General features: G+C 42.6%; 18 protein-coding genes. All 18 read left to right on the forward strand.

The window, feature by feature from the left end:
- Positions 1–52: 52 nt before the first annotated feature.
- Positions 53–1,003: a 16S rRNA (cytosine(1402)-N(4))-methyltransferase RsmH gene (gene rsmH, locus F0227_RS07905; RefSeq protein ID WP_171752656.1), complete on the forward strand. Its 951-nt coding sequence runs from the start codon at positions 53–55 to the stop codon at positions 1,001–1,003.
- Positions 1,000–1,317 (forward strand): cell division protein FtsL, encoded by a 318-nt coding sequence (gene ftsL, locus F0227_RS07910; protein ID WP_171752657.1) that lies wholly within the window; start codon positions 1,000–1,002, stop codon positions 1,315–1,317. Before rsmH ends, ftsL begins: the two co-directional genes overlap by 4 nt.
- Positions 1,314–3,059, forward strand: a complete 1,746-nt coding sequence (locus tag F0227_RS07915; protein ID WP_171752658.1) for a penicillin-binding transpeptidase domain-containing protein — start codon at positions 1,314–1,316, stop codon at positions 3,057–3,059. The genes ftsL and F0227_RS07915 overlap by 4 nt, the downstream gene beginning before the upstream one ends.
- A gap of 18 nt (positions 3,060–3,077) precedes the next feature.
- Positions 3,078–4,562, forward strand: a complete 1,485-nt coding sequence (gene murE, locus F0227_RS07920; RefSeq protein ID WP_171752659.1) for a UDP-N-acetylmuramoyl-L-alanyl-D-glutamate--2,6-diaminopimelate ligase — start codon at positions 3,078–3,080, stop codon at positions 4,560–4,562.
- Entirely contained in the window at positions 4,559–5,920 is a 1,362-nt protein-coding gene (gene murF / locus F0227_RS07925; protein WP_171752660.1) for a UDP-N-acetylmuramoyl-tripeptide--D-alanyl-D-alanine ligase, read from the forward strand. Before murE ends, murF begins: the two co-directional genes overlap by 4 nt.
- The gene (gene mraY, locus F0227_RS07930; protein WP_171752661.1) at positions 5,917–6,999 is read left to right on the forward strand and encodes a phospho-N-acetylmuramoyl-pentapeptide-transferase; all 1,083 of its coding nucleotides are present in this window, start codon (positions 5,917–5,919) and stop codon (positions 6,997–6,999) included. The genes murF and mraY overlap by 4 nt, the downstream gene beginning before the upstream one ends.
- Positions 7,000–7,002: 3 nt before the next feature.
- Entirely contained in the window at positions 7,003–8,355 is a 1,353-nt protein-coding gene (murD, locus tag F0227_RS07935; RefSeq protein WP_171752662.1) for a UDP-N-acetylmuramoyl-L-alanine--D-glutamate ligase, read from the forward strand.
- Between the two features lie 12 nt (positions 8,356–8,367).
- The gene (gene ftsW, locus F0227_RS07940; protein ID WP_171752663.1) at positions 8,368–9,600 is read left to right on the forward strand and encodes a cell division protein FtsW; all 1,233 of its coding nucleotides are present in this window, start codon (positions 8,368–8,370) and stop codon (positions 9,598–9,600) included.
- On the forward strand, positions 9,587–10,651 hold the full coding sequence (murG, locus tag F0227_RS07945; protein ID WP_171752664.1) for an undecaprenyldiphospho-muramoylpentapeptide beta-N-acetylglucosaminyltransferase: 1,065 nt from the start codon (positions 9,587–9,589) through the stop codon (positions 10,649–10,651). The genes ftsW and murG overlap by 14 nt, the downstream gene beginning before the upstream one ends.
- 10 nt (positions 10,652–10,661) lie before the next feature.
- The gene (gene murC / locus F0227_RS07950) at positions 10,662–12,122 is read left to right on the forward strand and encodes a UDP-N-acetylmuramate--L-alanine ligase (RefSeq protein WP_171752665.1); all 1,461 of its coding nucleotides are present in this window, start codon (positions 10,662–10,664) and stop codon (positions 12,120–12,122) included.
- 195 nt (positions 12,123–12,317) lie between these two features.
- Positions 12,318–13,052 (forward strand): cell division protein FtsQ/DivIB, encoded by a 735-nt coding sequence (locus F0227_RS07955; protein WP_253822066.1) that lies wholly within the window; start codon positions 12,318–12,320, stop codon positions 13,050–13,052.
- Positions 13,045–14,310: a cell division protein FtsA gene (gene ftsA / locus F0227_RS07960; RefSeq protein ID WP_171752667.1), complete on the forward strand. Its 1,266-nt coding sequence runs from the start codon at positions 13,045–13,047 to the stop codon at positions 14,308–14,310. Before F0227_RS07955 ends, ftsA begins: the two co-directional genes overlap by 8 nt.
- Before the next feature lie 29 nt (positions 14,311–14,339).
- Positions 14,340–15,566 carry a cell division protein FtsZ gene (ftsZ, locus tag F0227_RS07965; RefSeq protein WP_171752668.1) on the forward strand — a complete coding sequence of 409 codons (1,227 nt, stop codon included), beginning with the start codon at positions 14,340–14,342 and terminating at the stop codon, positions 15,564–15,566.
- A 100-nt stretch (positions 15,567–15,666) separates the two neighbouring features.
- Entirely contained in the window at positions 15,667–16,584 is a 918-nt protein-coding gene (gene lpxC / locus F0227_RS07970) for a UDP-3-O-acyl-N-acetylglucosamine deacetylase (RefSeq protein ID WP_171752669.1), read from the forward strand.
- 478 nt (positions 16,585–17,062) lie between these two features.
- Positions 17,063–19,789, forward strand: a complete 2,727-nt coding sequence (gene secA, locus F0227_RS07975) for a preprotein translocase subunit SecA (protein WP_171752670.1) — start codon at positions 17,063–17,065, stop codon at positions 19,787–19,789.
- Positions 19,790–19,888: 99 nt separating this feature from the next.
- On the forward strand, positions 19,889–20,302 hold the full coding sequence (mutT, locus tag F0227_RS07980; RefSeq protein WP_171752671.1) for an 8-oxo-dGTP diphosphatase MutT: 414 nt from the start codon (positions 19,889–19,891) through the stop codon (positions 20,300–20,302).
- Positions 20,303–20,418: 116 nt separating this feature from the next.
- The gene (gene dapB, locus F0227_RS07985; protein ID WP_171752672.1) at positions 20,419–21,228 is read left to right on the forward strand and encodes a 4-hydroxy-tetrahydrodipicolinate reductase; all 810 of its coding nucleotides are present in this window, start codon (positions 20,419–20,421) and stop codon (positions 21,226–21,228) included.
- 478 nt (positions 21,229–21,706) lie between these two features.
- Complete coding sequence (gene carA, locus F0227_RS07990) at positions 21,707–22,846, forward strand: glutamine-hydrolyzing carbamoyl-phosphate synthase small subunit (RefSeq protein ID WP_171752673.1); 1,140 nt, start codon at positions 21,707–21,709, stop codon at positions 22,844–22,846.
- Positions 22,847–22,850 lie beyond the last annotated feature (4 nt).

Here is a 22,850-nt window from a genome sequence, read left to right on the forward strand (position 1 = left end):
TTCGGTACACTATTAACCATATTTAATTCCCCAAGGAATACGAGCCTCTATCATGACCGAATCTTTCCAGCATATCTCTGTTTTACTCAATGAATCTATTGATGGATTAGCCATAAAGTCCGACGGTATTTATATTGATGGAACATTTGGGCGAGGAGGGCATAGCCGCACTATTTTGTCCAAGTTAGGCGAAAATGGTCGGTTATATAGTATCGACAGAGATCCTACTGCGATTGCTGAAGCCAATAAAATTGATGATGAGCGATTTACCATTATTCATGGACCATTTTCAGGAATGGCGGATTACGCAAAACAGCATGGTATTGATGGAAAAGTTGATGGTGTTTTATTAGATCTTGGTGTTTCCTCTCCACAGCTTGATGATGCTGAACGCGGTTTTAGCTTTATGAAAGATGGTCCTTTGGATATGAGAATGGATCCCACATCGGGAATGCCTGTCTCTCAATGGCTATTGGAAGCGGATTTAGATGATATTACTTGGGTTATTCGAGAGTTTGGTGAAGACAAACATGCCCGCAGAATTGCCAAGGCGATTATCGCTCACCGAGATGATGAAGAGAAAGAGCCACTTACCCGTACAGGGCAGTTGGCTAAACTGATCTCAGACGCGGCACCTAAAAGTTTTAAAGAGAAAAAACACCCTGCTACTCGGGCTTTCCAAGCCTTTCGTATTTATATTAACAGTGAGCTGGAAGAGATTGATGTGGCGCTAAAAGGAGCGTTGAGCATATTAGCGCCAGAAGGGCGTCTCTCTGTGATCAGTTTTCACTCCTTAGAAGATCGAATGGTTAAACGCTTTATGCGCAAAGAGAGCCGTGGTCCTCAAGTTCCTCATGGTATCCCACTGACAGAAGAGCAAATCAGAGCGCTTGGAAGTGCTGCACTGAAAACAGTAGGTAAAGCAATCAAACCCTCAGTGAATGAAGTAGAAGTGAATACTCGTTCCAGAAGCTCTATGCTGCGTATTGCTGAGAAACTATGACAGCCAAGTCGCCGAATCTGACCAAGTTAATAGTAACTGACCTATTTAAGGCCGGTTTGCTACCTTTGTTGTTGCTGTTTTGTATTTTTGCTACCGCAATGGGCATCGTATTCAGCACTCATGAGACTCGTCTAGCCATTACCGAAAAAGATCGTGCTTTGGTTGAGCGCGAAATACTGGACAGTGAGTGGCGTAACCTCATTTTAGAAGAGAACGCATTAGCTGAGCATAGTCGAGTGCACAAAATGGCGGTGGATGAGTTAGAGATGAAGCGGCCTGACGCTGATAAAGAGGTTGTGATTTCTGCCCAATGACAACTAAGAAACCGTTAAGAGCTGCGAAAGCGGTTAAAAATAATAAAAATGCCAATAAACGCGTGGAGAAAAAGCCAGACTCCTTGCTTATTCCTTGGCGCTTTTATGTGCTTGTTTCTTTTGTTTTCTTAGTCGTTGCGACCTTAATAGGCCGAGTTGCCTACATTCAAGTTATTGAACCGGATAATCTGATTCGCGAAGGTGATATGCGATCTGTCCGAGTGAAATCGATTCCTACTGCTCGAGGGATTATCTCTGATCGAAATGGTGAGCAGTTAGCGGTAAGTGTACCAGTACAAGCGATATGGGCTGATCCTGTCGCGATTTTTAAAGCGGGCGGTTTTTCTGAACTGGATCGCTGGCACGCACTTGCTGATGTTCTTGGCATAAAGCGAGATGTTTTGCTGAAGAAAATAGAGAAAAACAGCAAGCGCCGGTTTATTTATCTGCAACGTCAAGTCGGCTCAGCCATGGCTAACTATGTAAAAGAGTTAAAGCTAACCGGGATTGGGCTCAATAATGAATCAAGACGTTACTACCCTTCTGGGGAAGTAAGTGCTCACCTTGTTGGTGTGACAGGCATTGATGATCATGGATTAGAAGGTGTTGAGCGCAGTTATGATTCATGGTTAACGGGTGAAGCAGGAAAGAAAACCATACGTAAAGATCGCTATGGACGAGTGGTAGAGAACATCGCGTTAAGTGATAGCAAAGAAGGCAAGCCGCTGCAGCTAACCGTTGACCAAAGATTACAAGCCATCGCCTATCGCGCTATCAAACAGGCTGTTGCTGATTACCGGGCGACATCAGGGTCTGTCGTCATTTTGGATGTCGATAGCGGAGAAGTATTGGCGATGGTCAATGCTCCTTCATACAACCCCAATAACCGACAACAGCTACAAAGTTTTAAGATGCGAAACCGGACCATTACCGATTCGTTAGAGCCGGGCTCAACAATGAAGCCCTTTGTGGTGTTGGCGGCATTAGAGAACGGTACTGCCGATGACAAAACCATTATTGATACCGGTAATGGTGTGATGCAAATTGGGGGGAGTCGAGTTAGGGATACCTCCAAAGTGGGTAAGGCCGATCTGGGAACGATTCTAAAGAAATCCAGTAACATTGGGGTGGCCAATTTAGCATTGGGTATGCCGTTAGAAGCACTGCTGGGTATGTATAATTCGGTTGGTTTTGGTGCGACGACTGGTGTCAACCTAGTGGGTGAGACAGAAGGGATCTTCCCCAATAGACGTCGCTGGTCAAAATTTGAAATTGCGACACTATCGTTTGGTTATGGTATTTCAGTCACTCCCATTCAACTGGCCCACGCTTACGCAACGCTGGGAAGTTATGGAATGTATCGACCGTTACATATTATCGAGGGCAACCACAGTGAAAATGCGAAACAGGTTGTCGATAAAAAACACGCAAGAAATGTGTTAGAAATGCTTGAGAAAGTAACACAAAAAGGCGGTACAGCAACACGAGCAGCAGTACCGGGTTATCGTATTGCGGCAAAAACGGGTACGTCTCGAAAAGCAACCGCTGGTGGCTATAGTGATGAATACGTAGCGGTTGTTGCGGGGGTTGCTCCAGTGAGTAAACCCAAAGTGGCCATGGTCGTTATTGTTAATGAGCCGCAAGGTGATCAATATTATGGTGGTTCAGTTGCCGGCCCAGTGTTTGCCGATATTATGAAGTCGACTTTACAAATATTAAATATTGCTCCAGATGCAAAATAAAATAAAGGATAGAACTTAATGGTGATTCCTCAGAGTTTAGCGTCATTACTCTCCCCATGGATAGAGTTCAATGACTCTGCATTAAATGAAATAAACGTTCAGGCTCTTGAATTGGATAGCCGACAATTGCAACAAGGTGATACGTTTGTTGCCATTATTGGTCATGCATTAGATGGAAGACAATACATAGATAAAGCGACCAAAAATGGCGCGAATGCGGTTATCGCTCAAGCTTGTACTCAGCACAATCATGGCACGATTGAGTATAAAAATGGCTGTCCGATTGTGTATCTCAATGATCTTAATATTAACTTGTCGGAATTAGCTGGACGACTTTATGCTTCTAGCCCAAAACTTGTTGGTGTAACGGGGACCAACGGTAAAACAACCATTACCCAACTTATTGCTCAGTGGATCGACTTATTAGGAAAGAAAGCGGCTGTAATGGGAACTACAGGTAATGGCTTTCTTGATGATTTGCAAGTCACAGCTAACACCACTGGCAATGCTATTGATATACGGAAAACATTGGCTCAACTTGATGATAAAGGGGCAAACTATGCCGCTTTAGAGGTCTCTTCGCATGGCTTAGTGCAAGGGAGGGTGAGTGATCTCTCTTTTCAAGCGGGTATATTTACCAATTTAAGCCGAGACCATCTTGATTACCACGGCTCAATGGAAGCTTATGAAGAAGCAAAGTTAACCCTTTTTACTCAGCATAAATGCCAACAGGCGATGATTAATGCCGATGACAAAGTGGGTGAAAAATGGTTGCAGCTATTGCCAGACGCCGTAGCAGTATCGATTGAAAAACCGTTAAATCATAAACGTGCGCTTTGGGCTGACTCGGTAGACTATTCAGAGAGCGGTATTAACATCTCTTTTGATGGTTACTGGGGGAAAGGCGAACTTCAAGTGCCGCTAATTGGTGCATTTAATGCGTCAAATATTATGTTAGCGCTGGCAACGTTACTGTCGCTCAACTTTGATAAGCAAGCCCTTGTTTCGACCGCCAGTAAGCTAAAGCCTGTTATTGGTAGAATGGAACTGTTTCAGGTTCAAGGCAAAGCAAAAGTCGTAGTCGATTATGCTCATACTCCGGACGCATTAGAAAAAGTTTTGCTGGCATTAAGAGTGCATTGCAAAGGAAAGTTGTGGGCTATTTTTGGTTGTGGTGGTGACAGAGATATGGGTAAAAGACCTATGATGTCAGCCATTGCAGAGAAGCTAGCGGATAAAGTGATACTGACCGATGATAACCCTCGCAGTGAAGACGCAGATGTCATTTTTGCTGATATGCTCGATGGTATGAGTGCACCTCAGTTGGTGGATAAGATACATGATAGGTTCTCAGCCATGAGTGAAGCATTTAGCGCTGCCGATAGCACGGATATTATTTTAGTGGCAGGCAAAGGGCATGAAGACTATCAAGTACTGAATGATGAAACCATTCATTATTCGGATCGAGAATCGGCGGCGACGTTGCTAGGTATCGAGTTATGATCACGACATCACTAAGTCAACTTGCGGACATCGTTGAAGGTGAACTGCAAGGTTCAGACTGTCAGATAGAGAGTGTGTCTACAGACACTCGAACGATAGGGGCTGGCGCACTTTTTATAGCTCTGGTTGGTGAGCGATTTGATGCTCATGACTTCTGTCATGATGCTGAGAAGAATGGGGCAACGGCACTGTTGGTTGAGCGACCATTAGATGTTGCTCTTCCACAATTAATAGTGAACGACACACGAATTGCATTGGGTTTAATGGCGGCATGGGTTCATCAGCAAAGCAACAGTAAAACCCTCGCTATAACTGGCAGTTGTGGCAAAACCACAGTTAAAGAGATGGTCTCTTCGATTTTAGCAAATAAAGGAAAAGTTCTATTTACCGCTGGCAATTTTAACAATGATATTGGTGTGCCATTAACGTTACTGCGTTCTGAAGTCGATGATGATTATGCAGTGATAGAGTTGGGTGCTAATCATATCGGTGAAATTGCTTATACCACCCACTTAGTGAAACCAAGTGTTGCGTTAGTGAACAACGTTGCTGCAGCGCATTTGGAAGGGTTTGGCTCGTTAGATGGGGTTAAAGTCGCGAAAGGGGAAATTTATCAAGGTTTACAGGCTGGTGATAGTGCAATAGTGAACCTTGATAGCCACGGTGAAGAGGCGTGGAATGAGGTATTAGCGGACAAAAAATTGATCTCTTTCTCCATTGAAAATGACCAAGCAGATATTTATGCCAGTGATATAAGCCTTGATCAGCAAGGTAATGCAACTTTCAATATGCATACCCCAATTGGTGTTCAGAATATCTCTTTAGCGGTAGTTGGCAGGCATAATGTTGCTAACGCTTTGGCCGCTGCCGCTTTGGCTATTCAATGTGATTGCAGTTTGGATGACATTGGTAAAGGGCTAGCAAAAGTAGAAAATGTGAAGGGGAGAGTTGAGGTTAAGCAGCTAACCGATAGCCTACGCTTGATTGATGACAGTTATAATGCAAGTATGCCTGCTATGAAGGCGGCAATAGACCTTTTATCAACATATTCTGGAACGCGTTGGTTAATTTTAGGATATATGGCCGAATTGGGCAGTGAAACTCTTGCACTTCATCAACAACTCGGGGATTATGCTGCCCCGTTTAAATTTGAATATGTACTGACTTATGGTGATGATAGCAAAATCATAAGTGAAGTATGTGGTGGGCTTCACTTTGAAACCCATGCTGAGTTGATTCGCTATATCGAACAACAGTTACAACAGTCCTCAGTTCAAAATCATACTGTATTGGTTAAAGGGGCAAATAGCGCCCGAATGAGTCTTGTGGCTGAAGCTTTAAAGGAGAAGCATAAATGATTATCTGGTTAGCAGAGTTATTACAGCCTTATTTCTCATTTTTTAGGTTATTTGAATATCTCTCATTCAGAGCAATAGTAAGTGTCATTACTGCTCTTGGATTCTCTCTTTGGATCGGCCCGAAATTGATTCAACGTCTGCAACTGATGCAAATTGGTCAAGTTGTGCGTAATGATGGTCCCGAATCCCATTTCAGCAAACGCGGTACTCCTACAATGGGGGGCTTAATGATATTAGCCTCTATTATTATTACTGTGTTTTTGTGGGCAGATTTACGCAATGTCTATGTATGGGCAGTTCTGGCGGTTCTTGTTGGCTATGGCGCCGTTGGATTTGTTGACGATTATCGTAAAGTGGTGAGAAAAGATACCGCAGGTTTAATCGCTCGCTGGAAATATTTTTGGCAATCTGCCATCGCTTTAGTTGTCGCATTTGCGCTCTATATTCATGGTAAAGATACCGCTGCTACTCAATTAGTGGTGCCATTTTTTAAAGAGATCATGCCGCAACTAGGTCTGTTTTACATAGTACTCAGTTATTTTGTTATTGTTGGAACCAGCAATGCGGTAAACCTAACGGATGGATTAGATGGATTAGCCATCATGCCGACGGTTCTTGTGTCTGCCGGCTTTGCTGCTATTGCTTGGGCAACAGGCAATGTTAACTTTGCCCAGTACTTACACATTCCATATATTCCCTTAACCAGTGAGCTGGTTATTGTTTGTACCGCAATGGTGGGGGCGGGTCTCGGCTTCTTATGGTTTAACACCTATCCTGCTCAAGTATTTATGGGCGATGTTGGCTCGTTAGCACTGGGTGGTGCTCTAGGTATTATTGCTGTTTTAGTAAGACAAGAGTTTATCTTGGTTATTATGGGTGGGGTTTTTGTTATAGAGACCTTGTCGGTTATTCTTCAGGTTGGCTCTTATAAATTACGTGGTCAGCGAGTGTTTAGAATGGCACCGATTCATCACCATTACGAACTTAAAGGCTGGCCAGAACCGCGAGTAATTGTGCGCTTCTGGATTATCTCTATTGTGTTAGTTTTGATTGGATTGGCGACCTTGAAGGTTCGATAATTAATGAGTCACTGGAATAATATTCAACAAGTGGTTGTCGTAGGGCTCGGTGTTACCGGGCTCTCTGTCGTTAAGCACTTACAGAAATTGGATCTTAATTTATCAATTAAAGTGATAGATACGCGTCTGCACCCCCCCGGCGTAGATGAACTCAATCAAGATATACCGCTTCATTCAGGGAGTTGGAATAACAACTGGTTATTGTCTGCCGATTTGGTGGTGACCAATCCCGGTATTGCATTGAGTACGACGGAAATTCAAGCTGTGATTGCTAAAGGTATCCCTGTTGTTGGGGATATAGAGCTGTTTGCTTGGGCTACCGATGCACCTGTTGTTGCGATTACTGGCTCCAATGGAAAAAGTACCGTTACCGATTTAACCGGTGAGATGCTGAAAGCCGCTGGCATGAAAGTGGGTGTAGGTGGCAATATTGGTGTTCCGGCACTTGAGCTGTTAAATGATCCTGCTGATATCTATGTGTTAGAATTATCCAGTTTTCAACTGGAAACGACGTCGTCACTGTCTGTTAAAGTCGCGGCATTTCTGAACTTATCTGAAGACCATATGGATCGCTATGATGATATGGAATCATACCGTCAAGCTAAGTTAAGAATATTTCGTCATGCAGAATCACTGGTGGTTAATCGCGAAGATATGGCCACTTATCCGGATTCTGATTGTTGTCATGATATGACCCATGGTGATGTCGCACCAAAGGGTAATCTCGTCACTTTTGGTAATGATGCATCTGAGTTTGGTTTTACCCTTATTGATGGGGTGGAGTACCTCTCTTTTTCTGAGCAGCTAATTTTACCAACGTCGCAGTTAAAATTAGTAGGGAAACATAATTTTACCAATGTGCTCACTGTACTTGCACTGCTTCACTGTCTGGATGTTAATTGCTTGCCGCTGTTGGGTACTTTGACCTCATATAACGGTCTTACTCACCGATGTCAGGTTGTTGAAGATAAAAGCGGAGTTAAATGGGTCAATGATTCCAAAGCGACAAATGTTGCGAGTACCTTGGCGGCCTTGTCTGGGTTACAGTTATCGGGGACATTACATTTGTTGGTTGGCGGAAAAGGAAAAGGTGCTGATTTCTCAGAACTTAGACCAGCATTAGAACGACTAAATGTGAAGCTATATTGCTATGGTGAAGATGGTGAGGAGTTTATGACACTTCATCCATCTGCTACTCGTTGGAAAGACATTGAAGAGATCATTAAATCGTTAGCAGAGAGTGTTTCTGCGGGTGATCTTGTTATGCTCTCTCCGGCGTGTGCCAGTTTTGATCAATTTAGCAATTTTATGGCAAGAGGTGATGCATTTACCGCACTTGCGAAGAAATTTGCTTAAGGTGAGTTAAAGATGAGCAGAATTGGTCGGGTAAAAGAGACTTTTTTTGATTGGAGCAGCACATCTGCTCCTTATGTTTTATTTGACCGTCAATTGGTTTGGATTGCTCTTGGACTCATGTTCACAGGGCTAGTTATGGTCACATCTGCCTCTTTTCCTATTAGTACTCGTTTAACCGGCCAGCCATTCCATTTTATGTTCAGGCATGCCATTTTTATCACCTTAGCGTTGATAACGTCAGCGATGGTTTTACAAGTACCATTAAAGAAATGGCTACAATTTAGTACTGTTCTTCTTACTCTCTCATTCTTAATGCTGGTGTTTGTGCTGTTTGCCGGGAAATCTGTAAATGGTGCCTCTCGCTGGATTCCACTTGGATTGTTCAATTTACAACCCGCAGAGGTGGCCAAATTATCTCTCTTTATTTTTATGGCGGGTTATCTGGTCAGGAAAGCCGATGAAGTAAGAGAAACGTTCTTTGGCGGCTTTATGAAGCCTATCTTCATTTTTGCTCTATTTGCAGGCTTGTTATTGGGTCAACCAGACTTGGGAACTGTGGTCGTTATGCTGGTCACCTTGTTCGCAATGCTATTTATCGCCGGAGCGAAGCTATGGCAGTTTATTGCTCTTATGATGGTGGGTATTGCTGGGGTTATTGTACTGATCTTAATCGAACCATATCGAATGCGAAGAGTGACGTCATTTTTAGACCCTTGGGAAGATCCTTTCGGCAGCGGTTATCAGCTCACTCAATCGCTGATGGCTTTTGGCCGAGGAGAGTGGTTTGGCCAAGGGCTAGGTAACTCTATTCAAAAACTGGAATATCTGCCTGAAGCTCATACCGATTTTGTCTTCGCTGTAATAGCAGAAGAGCTTGGTTTTGTTGGTGTGTCGCTCATTTTAATACTGATTTTTTCTTTAGTTTTAAAAGCGATATATATTGGCAAGAAAGCACTAGAATCTGGTGAGCAGTTTGGTGGTTACTTGGCTTTTGGTATTGGTGTTTGGTTTGCGTTTCAGTCACTAGTCAATGTCGGTGCAGCGGCGGGAATTGTTCCAACAAAAGGCTTAACTTTGCCATTAATCAGTTATGGTGGATCGAGCTTGATTATTATGACGATCGCTGTCTCTATATTGCTGCGAATTGATCATGAGTGTCGACTGAAGCAAGTGGGCTTAATGACAGAAGATAGCTCCGATTTTCAACAAGAAGATATTGAAAAGAACGAAGATGAAGAAAAATAAACGTTTATTAGTTATGGCTGGTGGCACTGGTGGGCATGTATTCCCCGGATTAGCGGTAGCAAAGCAGTTACAGCAGCAGGGCTGGGAGATCCGTTGGTTAGGAACGGCTGATCGAATGGAAGCCGATTTGGTTCCTCAGCATGGTATTGAGATCGATTTTATTAAAGTAAAAGGCTTACGTGGCCAAGGTATTGCTAAATTACTTAAAGCTCCTTTTCAGATTTTGAATGCGATAAATCAAGCCAAAAAGCATATTAAGCAGTGGCAACCTGATGTGGTATTAGGTATGGGTGGCTACGTTAGTGGACCCGGTGGCATCGCGGCATGGTTGCTCGGTATCCCGGTTGTACTTCATGAGCAGAATGCGGTTGCTGGATTAACCAATAACTGGCTTGCCAAGATTGCCAAAAAAGTGTTTCAGGCGTTTCCTGGTGCTTTTCCATCAGCAGAGGTTGTTGGCAACCCTGTTCGACAAGACGTAGCGTGTTTACCTGAGCCGCAGCAACGTTTTGCTGAGCGAGATGGTGATATACGTATCTTGCTTATGGGAGGCAGTCAGGGAGCCCAAATACTCAATAACACTCTGCCTGAGGTAATGGAAAAGCTGCAGGATGGCTATGTAATAAAGCATCAAGCAGGCAAAGGTAACGCAGATGATGTGCAGAGCAGTTACAGGCAACATGGTATAAACAGTGCCATTGTGACGGAGTTTATTGATGATGTTGCTCAAGCTTATCATTGGGCGGATATCATAGTATGTCGTTCTGGTGCACTAACGGTTTCCGAAGTGTCTGCTGCAGGACTAGGCGCTATTTTTATCCCGTTCATGCATAAAGATCGCCAGCAAGCATTGAATGCAGATCACCTTGTTGAAGTGGGTGCTGCAAAAATGATAGAACAGCCGGACCTAACTGCTGATAAGCTAGCAGAAATGATTTCGCACCTATCACGGCAAGATATGCTAGAAATGGCGAACAAGTCTAAATCAGCAGCCAAATTGGATGCAGACAAAATTGTAGCAAAGGCCATTGTTGCCTTGACTGAGAAATGAGAATAACTGAATGACTATAGATCCTACTCAAAATATATCGCAAATCAGAGCGGTAGTACCGGAAATGCGCAGAGTAAAGTGCATTCACTTTGTTGGCATTGGTGGTGCTGGCATGAGTGGTATTGCAGAAGTATTGCTTAATGAAGGTTATCAGATCTCTGGATCAGATCTTTCTGAGAATGCCGTTACTGAAAGGTTAAGCAGTAAAGGTGCAGAGATCTATTTTGGTCATGATGCCGGGAATATAGAGAAGGCCAGTGTGGTCGTGGTATCTACTGCAATAAAAACAGATAACCCTGAGTTAGTTGCTGCTAAAGAGAAGCGTATACCCGTGGTTCGTCGGGCGGAAATGTTAGCAGAGCTGATGCGTTTTCGACACGGCATCGCGGTTGCTGGCACCCATGGTAAAACCACGACTACTGCATTAGTCACGCAGATATACTCAGAAGCGGGATTAGATCCGACTTTTGTTAATGGTGGTTTAGTTAAGAGTGCAGGCACAAATGCCCGACTGGGTTCAAGCCGAATTTTGATCGCCGAAGCCGATGAAAGTGATGCCTCTTTTTTACATCTGCAGCCAATGGTCAGTATTGTTACAAATATTGAAGCAGATCATATGGATACCTATGGTGGTGATTTTGAGATACTAAAGCAGACGTTTATTGATTTTCTGCACAATTTACCATTCTACGGGCAGGCAATAATGTGTATTGATGACCCAGTTGTGAGAGAGTTGATACCCAAAGTAAGTCGCCAAGTTATTACTTATGGATTTTCAGATGATGCCGATGTTCGAATTGAGAATTATCGACAGCAAGGGCAGCAAGGGAAATTTACGGTTATTCGCCAAGGCAAAGCTGCATTGGATATTACTCTGAACATTCCTGGCCGTCATAATGCGCTTAACGCATCAGCTGCGATTGCGGTGGCGACAGAAGATGATATCAGTGATGAGGCTATTTTAAATGCAATGGCTGGTACAGAAGGAACAGGCCGACGATTTGAACATTTAGGTGAGTTTGATACTGGCCATGGCAATGTTATGTTGGTGGATGATTATGGTCATCACCCAAGCGAGGTTGATGTCACTATCCAAGCGGCAAGAGCTGGCTGGGAAGACAAGCGATTGGTGATGATATTCCAACCCCATCGTTATAGCCGAACTCGTGACTTATATGATGATTTTGCTAATGTACTCGAAAAAGTTGATCTGCTGATTATGCTTGATGTCTATTCTGCGGGAGAAAAACCTATTCAAGGCGCAGATGGACGTTCTCTTTGTCGAACGATAAGAGCGAGAGGCAAAATAGATCCTGTATTTGTTCCCGATGCAAAATCATTACCGTCGGTTTTAGCTAATATTATGCAAGATAATGATTTGATATTAACTCAAGGTGCGGGTGATATAGGAAAAGTCGCTCGTCAGCTAGAACAGCTTAAATTGAACGTAACAAATATGCAAAACGGTTAATATTCTGTGTAAAAAGTAGGAAAACGCAGTTTTTCGACTTTTCAGATCGAATTATCGGCTTATGGGACTAGATACTTTGCCTCGGCTAAGTATAATTCTTAAATTAAAATAATTGTGCTATTAATTACTGGGGCGAATAACATTGGGTTTATGAATACTACGGTTAATTTTCCAACTTTTAATGTCACGTCAAAAATGACAAAAAAACACGTGATTGGAAGTTTGTTTTTCTGTTTCGTATTTGTTTCTATCAGTTATTTGTTATATTCAACAGTAAGCTGGATGTTAGATGAACAGCGTTTGCCTCTCTCTAAGGTTGTTATACAAGGGGAGTTAGCCTATACATCCGACCAAGATGTACAACGTGCATTAGGTAAAGTGGAACATATTGGTACCTTTATGTCCCAAGATGTGGATGAGTTGCAACAAGCGCTCATCCAACTACCTTGGGTATTTCAAGCGTCCATTAGAAAACAGTGGCCTGATATTATTAAAGTCTATTTAGTTGAGCATAAAGCCTCTGCAATTTGGAATGGAACTACACTGTTAAATGACACCGGTGATATATTCAACGGAGATGTTGCACAATTAACAGAAGAAAAGGTTAAACTATACGGTCCTGAAAAAAGCAGTAAGGATGTACTGGCAACATGGAGAGCATCAAATCCTCTATTTGCGCCATTGGGTTTATCCATTGATTCATTAGTATTAAATGATCGCCGTGCTTGGCAAATTATACTCGACAATGGCATCCGCTTAGAGTTAGGTAAAGAGTCATTAACGGAAAGAATTGAGCGTTTTATTTCTTTATATTATCGATTGGGAAGTAAGACAGAAAAGATTAGTTATATCGATTTACGGTATGACACTGGGGCCGCAGTGGGTTGGTTTCCAGAACAAGAAATAGAACAAGAGAGCATAAATGACTAAAACCGCAGACGACAACATTATTGTTGGTCTTGATATTGGTACTGCCAGCGTGTCTGCTTTAGTTGGAGAACTTCTACCCGATGGCCAGATAAACATTATTGGTGCCGGTAGTAGTCCGTCCCGTGGGATGGATAAAGGGGGAGTTAACGATCTTGAGTCTGTAGTTAAGTCTGTGCAACGTGCAGTTGATCAAGCAGAGTTAATGGCGGAATGTAAAATAAGTAACGTTTTCATCTCTCTTTCTGGTCAACATATTGCTAGCCGAATAGAAAAAGGCATGGGTGCTATCTCTGATGAAGAGGTGTCGCAAGATGATATGGACCGTGCTATTCATACTGCTAAGTCAATAAAAATTGGCGAAGAACAGCGAATTCTGCATGTTATTCCACAGGAATTTACCATTGATTATCAAGAAGGGATTAAAAACCCGCTTGGTTTATCAGGTGTGCGTATGGAAGTAAGCGTTCATCTTATTTCTTGCCATAATGATATGGCTAAGAATATTATTAAAGCAGTTGAACGTTGCGGTTTAAAAGTAGAGCAACTGGTTTTCTCTGGTTTAGCTTCAAGTAATGCTGTCATTACTGAAGATGAACGAGAACTTGGTGTTTGCGTCGTTGATATCGGTGCGGGTACGATGGACGTCTCTATCTGGACAGGTGGAGCGTTAAGACACACAGAAGTATTCTCTTATGCTGGCAACGCAGTAACAAGTGACATCGCTTTTGCTTTTGGTACTCCAGTAGGAGATGCAGAAGAGATAAAAGTGAAATATGGCTGTGCTCTTAGTGAACTAGTCAGTAAAGATGATACGGTTAATGTCCCAAGTGTAGGCGGTCGTCCATCAAGAATATTAAAGAGACAAGAGTTATCCGGTGTTATAGAAGCTCGTTATGCAGAACTAATGGGTTTTATTAATCAATCAGTTAACTCTGTTCAAGCAAAGTTAAGGGATGATGGTATTAAACATCATCTTGCAGCGGGTGTCGTCTTAACTGGCGGTGCTGCTCAAATTGAAGGTTTAGTTGAATGCGCAGAGCGCGTATTTGGCGCAAATCGAGTCAGGGTTGGTAAGCCGTTAGAAGTGAGTGGACTTACTGATTATGTTAAAGAGCCGTATCATTCTACGGCAGTTGGATTACTTCATTACGCAAAAGATAGCCAAATTAATGACGATGGCGAATATAGTGAACCAAAACGTTCCTCTATTGGCTCAGTTTTTAGTAGAATGCGTAATTGGATACAAAAAGAGTTTTAACCTGAGAGCAGGAAAAACGGAGAAAACACATGTTTGAGCCAATGATGGAAATGTCTGACGATGCTGTAATTAAGGTTGTTGGAGTTGGTGGTGGTGGCGGTAACGCTGTAGAACACATGGTTCGCGAATCCATCGAAGGTGTTGAGTTTATTAGCGTAAATACAGACGCACAAGCACTGAGAAAAACCAGCGTAAATAGTGTCATTCAAATAGGCGGTGATATCACGAAAGGACTTGGTGCAGGTGCAAACCCTCAAGTAGGACGTGACTCAGCTCTCGAAGATCGAGAAAAAATTAAAGAAAGTATTACTGGTGCCGATATGGTATTCATCGCCGCAGGAATGGGTGGTGGAACAGGTACTGGTGCTGCTCCTGTTATTGCAGAAGTTGCTAAAGAATTAAATATTCTAACAGTCGCTGTAGTAACAAAACCATTTGGATTCGAAGGTAAGAAGCGCTTAGCGTTTGCTGACCAAGGAATTGAAGAGTTATCTAAACATGTGGACTCTTTAATTACCATTCCAAATGAGAAGCTACTAAAAGTGTATGGCCGTAGCGTGACTTTGTTAGAAGCATTTGGATACGCGAATGACGTATTAAAAAATGCGGTACAAGGTATTGCTGAGCTGATTACTCGCCCAGGCATGATTAACGTCGACTTTGCTGATGTTAGAACGGTAATGTCTGAGATGGGTCATGCAATGATGGGTAGTGGTGTTGCTAAAGGTGAAGAGCGAGCTGAAGAAGCGGCAGAAGCTGCCATTTCATCGCCACTGTTAGAAGACATTGATTTAGCTGGTGCTCGTGGTGTTCTAGTGAACATTACTGCTGGTTTAGATATGCGCCTAGATGAGTTTGAAACAGTAGGTAATACAGTTAAAGCATTCGCATCTGACAACGCAACGGTAGTTATTGGTACATCACTAGACCCTGATATGTCTGATGAATTCCGAGTAACGGTTGTTGCGACAGGTATAGGTAGCGAGAAGAAACCGGAAATCACATTGGTTGCGGGTTCTGCTGCAAAGCCGAAGCCGGCTCCGGTAGCATCAACACCAGCACAACCTGCTGCTGCAAAAGTTGAGTCAAAAACGGCACAGCCTTTGCATAAAAATGAAGAGGCAAAGCCACAACCTGCAACACCGTCAAATTCTGGTCATGCAGCGGCAACAACTAGCCAAAGTGCGGCACCTAAGGCGGACAAAGAGAGCGGTTATTTAGATATTCCAGCATTTCTTCGTCGCCAAGCGGACTAGAAATAGCTGATAAATTTGACAGTTGTTAAATTTGTGGTAGGATTCGCGGTCGGTTTTAACATTGACCGTGATTTTTGATAAGTAACATGAGGCAAAGTAAATGATAAGACAGCGTACTCTAAAAGAGATCGTGAAAACGACAGGTGTAGGTTTACACTCTGGCCGTAAAGTTACGCTTACTTTGCGTCCTGCGGCGGCCAACACCGGTATCATTTATAGAAGAACCGATTTAAGCCCTGCTGTTGATTTTCCTGCTGATCCTGCATCAGTACGCGACACCATGTTATGTACTGCCTTGGTTAATGATGAAGGCGTCCGAATCTCAACGGTTGAACATCTAAATGCTGCTTTAGCCGGTATGGGTGTAGATAATGTTATTGTTGAAGTGGATGCGCCTGAAATTCCGATTATGGATGGAAGCGCAAGCCCATTCGTTTTTCTATTGCAATCGGCTGGTATTGAAACCTTAAATGCCCCTAAGCGTTTTATTCGGATTAAGAAGCCAGTTCGTTTTGAAGATGGTGATAAGTGGGCCGAGTTGGTTCCTTATAACGGATTCCGCATGGATTTCGCTATCGAATTTAATCATCCAGCGATAGAAATTGACGAACAACATATGCTGTTCGATTTCTCTTCTAGTGCATTTGTAAAAGATATTTCTCGTGCAAGAACTTTTGGTTTCATGCGAGATATCGAGTATTTACAATCACAAAACCTATGTTTGGGTGGCAGTTTTGACTGCGCGATAGTATTAGATGAGTATCGCATCCTAAATGAAGAAGGTCTGCGATTTGAAAACGAATTTGTCAGCCATAAAGTACTCGACGCTATTGGTGACCTTTACATGTGTGGTCACAGTATTGTTGGTGAGCTTCGTGCGTATAAATCGGGTCATGCTTTAAATAATCAGTTATTAAGAGCGGTATTGGCAGATCAAGAAGCTTGGGAATGGGCAACATTTGAAGAAGAAGTTGGCTCTCCTGTGGCTTATGCAGAACCTAATATGGTGTTAGCATAATTTAGCCAATCAAATCAGTTACAGAAAACCAGACTAATCAGTCTGGTTTTTTTATGCCTAAAAATCCACCTATTGGTGTTGTCACTTACTCTTATTTATATCGTACGCTCTATCTGAAATTGCCACTCTGAGTGATATTGCCTAGCTGTTTTACTATGGGAGCGTTCAGATTTGCTTGTGTGAGTTAAAGTCAAATAGGGGAACCAAAATGAAATGGCTGAGTTGATGGCGAATAAATTGCTTTCTTATTAGGCAATTTACAAAAAAAATAGCGATCAGTTCAAACAAACTTTGATCTTAATGGAGCTAAGGAAAATAATCGCTTAATATACTGAGATCCTTTATTAATCGACTTGAAAAATAAAAGATTCGCCACAATGTAGTATGCAGATGGTTCCGTCTCATCGTATTGGTGGTTAGAGACATGAATTCAAGTATCAGCTAGGCAGAGCGCCTAACAACATGAGATCCACGAGAAATGATAACTAAGCTACTGACAAAAGTTGTTGGCAGTCGCAATGATCGAACTTTGCGTCGATTAGGAAAGATTGTAAAACAGATTAATAACTACGAGCCTGAGTTTGAAGCCTTATCGGACGAAGAGCTTAAAGCGAAAACAGTTGAGTTTCGTGAACGCCTTGAACAAGGTGCGTCTTTAGACCAGCTTCTTCCTGAAGCATTTGCAACCGTACGTGAAGCATCAAAGCGTGTATTTGGTATGCGCCATTTCGATGTGCAGCTTATTGGTGGTATGGTGCTTAACTCAGGTCAGATCGCTGAGATGAGAACCGGTGAAGGTAAAACTTTAACGGCAACGTTGTCTGCCTACCTTAATGCCCTTCCTGGCAAAGGTGTTCATATTGTAACCGTCAATGACTACTTGGCGGCTCGTGATGCTGAAACTAACCGTGCTCTATTCGAATTCTTGGGTATGACTGTTGGCGTTAATATTCCAAATATGGCGCCACCGGAGAAGAAACAAGCTTATCTATGCGATATTTTATACGGTACAAATAACGAATTTGGTTTTGATTATTTGCGTGACAATATGGCATTCAGAAACGAAGACAGAGTTCAGCGTGAACGCTACTTTGCCGTTGTGGATGAAGTGGATTCCATCTTGATTGATGAAGCCCGAACGCCTCTGATCATTTCTGGTCCTGCAGAAGACAGCTCTGAGCTGTATACACGAATCAACACTTTAATTCCTTCTTTAGAAAGACAAGCCGAAGAAGATACAGAAGAGTATCGCGGTGATGGTCACTATACGCTTGATGAAAAATCTAAGCAGGTTCATCTTACTGAAAATGGCCAAGAGTTTGTTGAAGAGCTGTTAGTTAAGTCTGGATTGATGGAAGAGGGCGATACGCTTTACTCACCAACCAATATTAGCTTACTTCATCACGTTAATGCTGCATTGCGCGCACACGTACTGTTTGAAAGAGACGTTGACTATATTGTTCAAAACGACGAGATAATCATTGTTGATGAGCATACCGGCCGTACCATGCCGGGTCGTCGTTGGTCTGAAGGGTTACACCAAGCTGTTGAAGCAAAAGAAGGTGTTAAAATTCAGAATGAAAACCAAACGTTAGCATCTATTACCTTCCAGAACTTCTTCCGTCTATACGAAAAACTGTCAGGTATGACGGGAACGGCGGATACTGAAGCTTTTGAGTTCCAATCTATCTATGGTTTGGAGACAGTGGTCATTCCAACCAATAAACCGATGATCCGCGATGATATGCCGGATGTGGTTTATCGTACCGAGCTTGAGAAGTTTAATGCCATTATTGAAGACATCAAAGAGCGTGTAGAAAAAGGCCAACCGATTCTTGTTGGTACCGTTTCGATTGAGAAGTCAGAATTACTGTCAAATGCATTAAAGCAATCTAAGATTAAACACAATGTTCTTAATGCTAAGTTCCACGAAAAAGAAGCCGATATTGTCGCTTTCGCTGGGGCGCCGTCTGCCGTCACTATCGCAACCAATATGGCTGGACGTGGTACGGATATTGTTTTGGGTGGTAGTTGGCAAGCAGAAGTTGCAAAACTGGATAACCCAACAGAAGAGCAGATCGAAAAGATTAAACAGAACTGGCAAGTTGTCCATGACCAAGTCCTTGAGTCTGGTGGTTTGCATATCATTGGTACAGAGCGTCATGAATCACGTCGTATCGATAACCAGTTACGTGGACGTTCTGGTCGTCAAGGGGATGCAGGTTCTTCACGCTTCTACTTGTCGATGGAAGATTCATTACTGCGTATCTTTACTTCCGACCGTATGGCTGGATTGATTCAAAGTGGTATGGATGAAGGGGAAGCGATCGAAAGTCGTATGCTTTCTCGTTCTATAGAGAAAGCACAACGTAAAGTAGAAGGTCGTAACTTCGATATACGTAAACAGCTACTAGATTATGATGATGTGGCTAATGACCAGCGTAAAGTGGTTTATGAGCTGCGTGATGAGCTGATGAACGTTGATGATATCAGTGAAATGATTGAGCAGAATCGCCAAGACGTGTTCACAGATATTATGAACGAATATATTCCACCACAGTCGCTAGAAGATATGTGGGATATTGCAGGCCTGCAAGAACGATTGAAAAACGATTTTGATCTCGATGTTGATATTCAAGCGTGGCTAGATGCAGATGATAAGCTGTATGAAGAGACGTTACGTGAACGGATTATCGATACTGCTGTTGAAGTTTATAAGTCGAAAGAAGAGACCGTAGGTGAACAAGTTCTACGTAACTTTGAAAAATCCGTGATGTTGCAGACTCTTGATAACTTATGGAAAGAGCATTTGGCGGCGATGGATCATCTACGACAAGGGATTCACTTGCGTGGCTATGCTCAAAAGAACCCGAAACAAGAGTACAAACGCGAATCTTTTGAACTGTTCGAAAACTTACTCGATGCACTTAAATCTGATGTGGTAATGATTTTAAGTAAAGTGCGAGTGCAACAGCAAGAAGAAGTAGAGCGAATGGAAGAGCAGCGTCGTCTTCAAGCAGAAGAAGCCGCTCGCAGACAACAGTTCCAACACCAGTCGGCGGAGAATCAGCTAGCAGACGGTGATGAAGAACAAGATGGCTCTCAACAACCTGTCGTACGTGACGGTAGAAAAGTTGGCCGAAATGAACCTTGCCCATGCGGCTCGGGTAAAAAATATAAGCAGTGCCACGGTAAAATTGATTAATTTTTCCTGACACATGAAACGAATAAAGAGTTGCGGTTGCAGCTCTTTTTTTTACCTGATTAGCGATGAGCAGAGTGATAGTCAAACAAGGAGTTGTACATGAAACGAGTTCATATTGTTGCCGCGATTATATACAACCGTGACAAAGATAAGATTTACATAACTAAAAGACCCGATCACCTACATAAAGGCGGTTTCTGGGAGTTTCCGGGAGGTAAAGTAGAGCAAGATGAAGAGACCGAGCAAGCCATTTGTCGAGAGCTGTTTGAAGAGATAGATATAAAGGTCGTAAAGCTCAGTCACTATGCGCATCTTGATTATGACTATCCTGATAAGTCATTAACATTCGATTTTTATGCTGTTGAAGAATTTAATAACGAACCTTATGGAAAAGAGGGACAACAAGGTGAGTGGGTAGCCATTGATCAGCTTAAACATTACTCATTTCCAGAAGCGAATTTGCCCGTATTAGAAATGGTACAGAAGCAGAGATCCGAGCTTATATCCAAATGATATTTAACCCCGATCTTAAGATCACTTGGTTAACGATAAGCAAATATTGAAAACCATTGAAGCGGTTAACCGTTTCGGTTACATTGAATTTCCCTTACAAAATGGAGATAGACGCAATGGTTCGAATTGCGATTGCAGGAGCAGCTGGCCGTATGGGCCGCAACCTAGTTAAAGCAACACATCACAACGCTATGGCGTCAGTAGGCGCTGCGTCTGAGCGCTCTGAGTCCTCATTAATTGGTGTTGATGTTGGAGAACTGTGCAGTGAAGGCCATTTTGATATAGCACTAGTCGATGATCTGGAAAAAAGGATTGATGATTTTGATGTTGTTATCGACTTCACCGTTCCTCAAAGCACATTAGCCAACATAGAGCTTTGTCAAAAGTATGGTAAGAAAATAGTTATTGGTACGACGGGTTTTTCTGATGAAGAAAGAGCCTCTATTGAGAAAGCTGCACAGCAAGTCCCTATAGTGATGGCACCAAACTACAGCGTTGGTGTTAATTTAGTGTTTAAGTTGCTGGAAAAAGCAGCCAAGGTTATGGGTGATTATTGCGACGTTGAAATAGTCGAAGCACACCATAGACATAAGATTGATGCACCTTCTGGTACTGCCATTGGAATGGGAGAGGCGATTGCTGGCGCGATGGGGAACTCTCTAAACGACGTTGCCGTATATGCGAGAGAAGGGATTACTGGTGAGCGAACAAAAGATGAGATTGGTTTTGCTACCATACGTGCCGGTGATATTGTCGGTGAGCACACAGCAATGTTTGCCGACCTTGGTGAGCGTGTGGAAATTACCCATAAAGCCACCGATCGAATGACCTTTGCCAATGGTGCCGTAAAAGCTGCGGTATGGTTAGATGATAGCCCTTCAGGCTTTTTTACTATGACCGATGTTCTAGGCCTCAATGATCTATAAGTAAATAGTTATGCATTGGTTCTGTCCGGTGCATAACTTTTCCGTTTTATCACTTTTTTCTTTTCTTCCTCTAAATTGTCAAATCCCCTCAATTTAACAGTTAAAATAGCGCTATTTAATGCGGTTTTTAATTAAAAGCTCCATTTTTAACTATTTACTTCGCGGTTAATCGTTTGCTATTTGAATTTGTTTTTTTAATCATTAAAAAAATAAGATTTATGGTGGGGTAAAAGTTTTTCTATTGCTTATCATCGTTTTTTACTAACTTTTTTGTGTATTACATCGGTTACAGGCAATAAAGCTACTGTTGTTGGAATAAATTGCACTATTGTGGCTTGGTTATTATTGACACATATCACACTCATCTCTAGAATATCGCCAATTTGTCTAAATTCCACTAAGCTGTTGTAATCGGCTGAAAGGAAGGTAGAATTGCAAATTAATACACTATTAATGCATTTTTATTCTGGAGGTTGTCTTGAAAAAGTCAGCAATGCTTGTCCTAGAAGATGGGACAGTTTTCCACGGGCTATCTATCGGATCGGATGGTTGTTCTGTTGGAGAAGTCGTTTTTAATACCTCAATGACGGGGTACCAAGAAATCCTCACCGACCCTTCCTATTCTCAGCAAATCGTGACACTCACCTATCCTCATATTGGCAATACCGGTACTAACTCTGAAGATGAAGAATCGAGCTCTATTCATGCTCAAGGGCTTGTTATTCGAGATTTACCTCTACTTGCTTCTAATTTCCGCAGTGAACAATCTTTATCTGCATACTTAGCAGCACAGAATATTGTTGGTATAGCGGATATAGATACTCGTAAGTTAACGAGAATTCTGCGAGAAAAAGGTGCGCAAAATGGCTGTATTGTGGCTGGAAATCATTTAGATGCAGATCTGGCACTGATGAAAGCCAAAGAGTTCCCAGGTTTAAAGGGGATGGATTTGGCGAAGGAAGTAACAACTAATGAAGCATATCCATGGAAACAAGGATCTTGGACATTGACCGACGGGCTTCCTGAAGCAAAACAAGACCAAGAATTACCTTATCATGTTGTCGCCTATGATTTTGGTGCTAAGAGAAATATTTTGCGAATGTTGGTTGATAGAGGCTGCCGTTTAACTGTGGTGCCTGCACAAACTCCAGCCGAAGACGTGCTGGCTCTCAAGCCTAATGGTGTCTTTCTTTCTAATGGCCCGGGGGATCCAGAGCCATGTCATTATGCCATAGAAGCAACTAAAACATTTTTAGATAAAGGTGTGCCGATTTTTGGTATCTGCTTAGGGCATCAGATTTTGGCGCTGGCATCTGGAGCACAAACGGTAAAAATGAAATTTGGTCATCACGGTGCTAACCACCCAGTAAAAGATCTTGATAGAGATGTGGTGATGATAACGTCACAAAACCATGGTTTTGCTGTAGATGAGTCTGGCTTGCCTGACAATTTACGAGCAACGCACAAATCGCTATTTGATGGTTCCTTACAAGGTATCCATCGTACAGATAAGCCTGCATTTAGTTTTCAAGGTCACCCTGAAGCGAGCCCTGGACCACATGATGCCGCGCCGCTGTTTGACCATTTCATCGATTTAATCAAACAACACACTGCATAATTGG

The sequence above is a fragment of the Vibrio sp. 99-8-1 genome, assembly GCF_013114595.1.
Lineage (GTDB): Bacteria > Pseudomonadota > Gammaproteobacteria > Enterobacterales > Vibrionaceae > Vibrio.

Excerpts from the sequence above, each read along its gene's own strand:
- rsmH (WP_171752656.1), top strand. The coding sequence starts at position 53 with ATGACCGAATCTTTCCAGCATATCTCTGTTTTACTCAATGAATCTATT.
- ftsL (WP_171752657.1), top strand. The coding sequence starts at position 1,000 with ATGACAGCCAAGTCGCCGAATCTGACCAAGTTAATAGTAACTGACCTA.
- F0227_RS07915 (WP_171752658.1), top strand. The coding sequence starts at position 1,314 with ATGACAACTAAGAAACCGTTAAGAGCTGCGAAAGCGGTTAAAAATAAT.
- murE (WP_171752659.1), top strand. The coding sequence starts at position 3,078 with ATGGTGATTCCTCAGAGTTTAGCGTCATTACTCTCCCCATGGATAGAG.
- murF (WP_171752660.1), top strand. The coding sequence starts at position 4,559 with ATGATCACGACATCACTAAGTCAACTTGCGGACATCGTTGAAGGTGAA.
- mraY (WP_171752661.1), top strand. The coding sequence starts at position 5,917 with ATGATTATCTGGTTAGCAGAGTTATTACAGCCTTATTTCTCATTTTTT.
- murD (WP_171752662.1), top strand. The coding sequence starts at position 7,003 with ATGAGTCACTGGAATAATATTCAACAAGTGGTTGTCGTAGGGCTCGGT.
- ftsW (WP_171752663.1), top strand. The coding sequence starts at position 8,368 with ATGAGCAGAATTGGTCGGGTAAAAGAGACTTTTTTTGATTGGAGCAGC.
- murG (WP_171752664.1), top strand. The coding sequence starts at position 9,587 with ATGAAGAAAAATAAACGTTTATTAGTTATGGCTGGTGGCACTGGTGGG.
- murC (WP_171752665.1), top strand. The coding sequence starts at position 10,662 with ATGACTATAGATCCTACTCAAAATATATCGCAAATCAGAGCGGTAGTA.
- F0227_RS07955 (WP_253822066.1), top strand. The coding sequence starts at position 12,318 with ATGACAAAAAAACACGTGATTGGAAGTTTGTTTTTCTGTTTCGTATTT.
- ftsA (WP_171752667.1), top strand. The coding sequence starts at position 13,045 with ATGACTAAAACCGCAGACGACAACATTATTGTTGGTCTTGATATTGGT.
- ftsZ (WP_171752668.1), top strand. The coding sequence starts at position 14,340 with ATGTTTGAGCCAATGATGGAAATGTCTGACGATGCTGTAATTAAGGTT.
- lpxC (WP_171752669.1), top strand. The coding sequence starts at position 15,667 with ATGATAAGACAGCGTACTCTAAAAGAGATCGTGAAAACGACAGGTGTA.
- secA (WP_171752670.1), top strand. The coding sequence starts at position 17,063 with ATGATAACTAAGCTACTGACAAAAGTTGTTGGCAGTCGCAATGATCGA.
- mutT (WP_171752671.1), top strand. The coding sequence starts at position 19,889 with ATGAAACGAGTTCATATTGTTGCCGCGATTATATACAACCGTGACAAA.
- dapB (WP_171752672.1), top strand. The coding sequence starts at position 20,419 with ATGGTTCGAATTGCGATTGCAGGAGCAGCTGGCCGTATGGGCCGCAAC.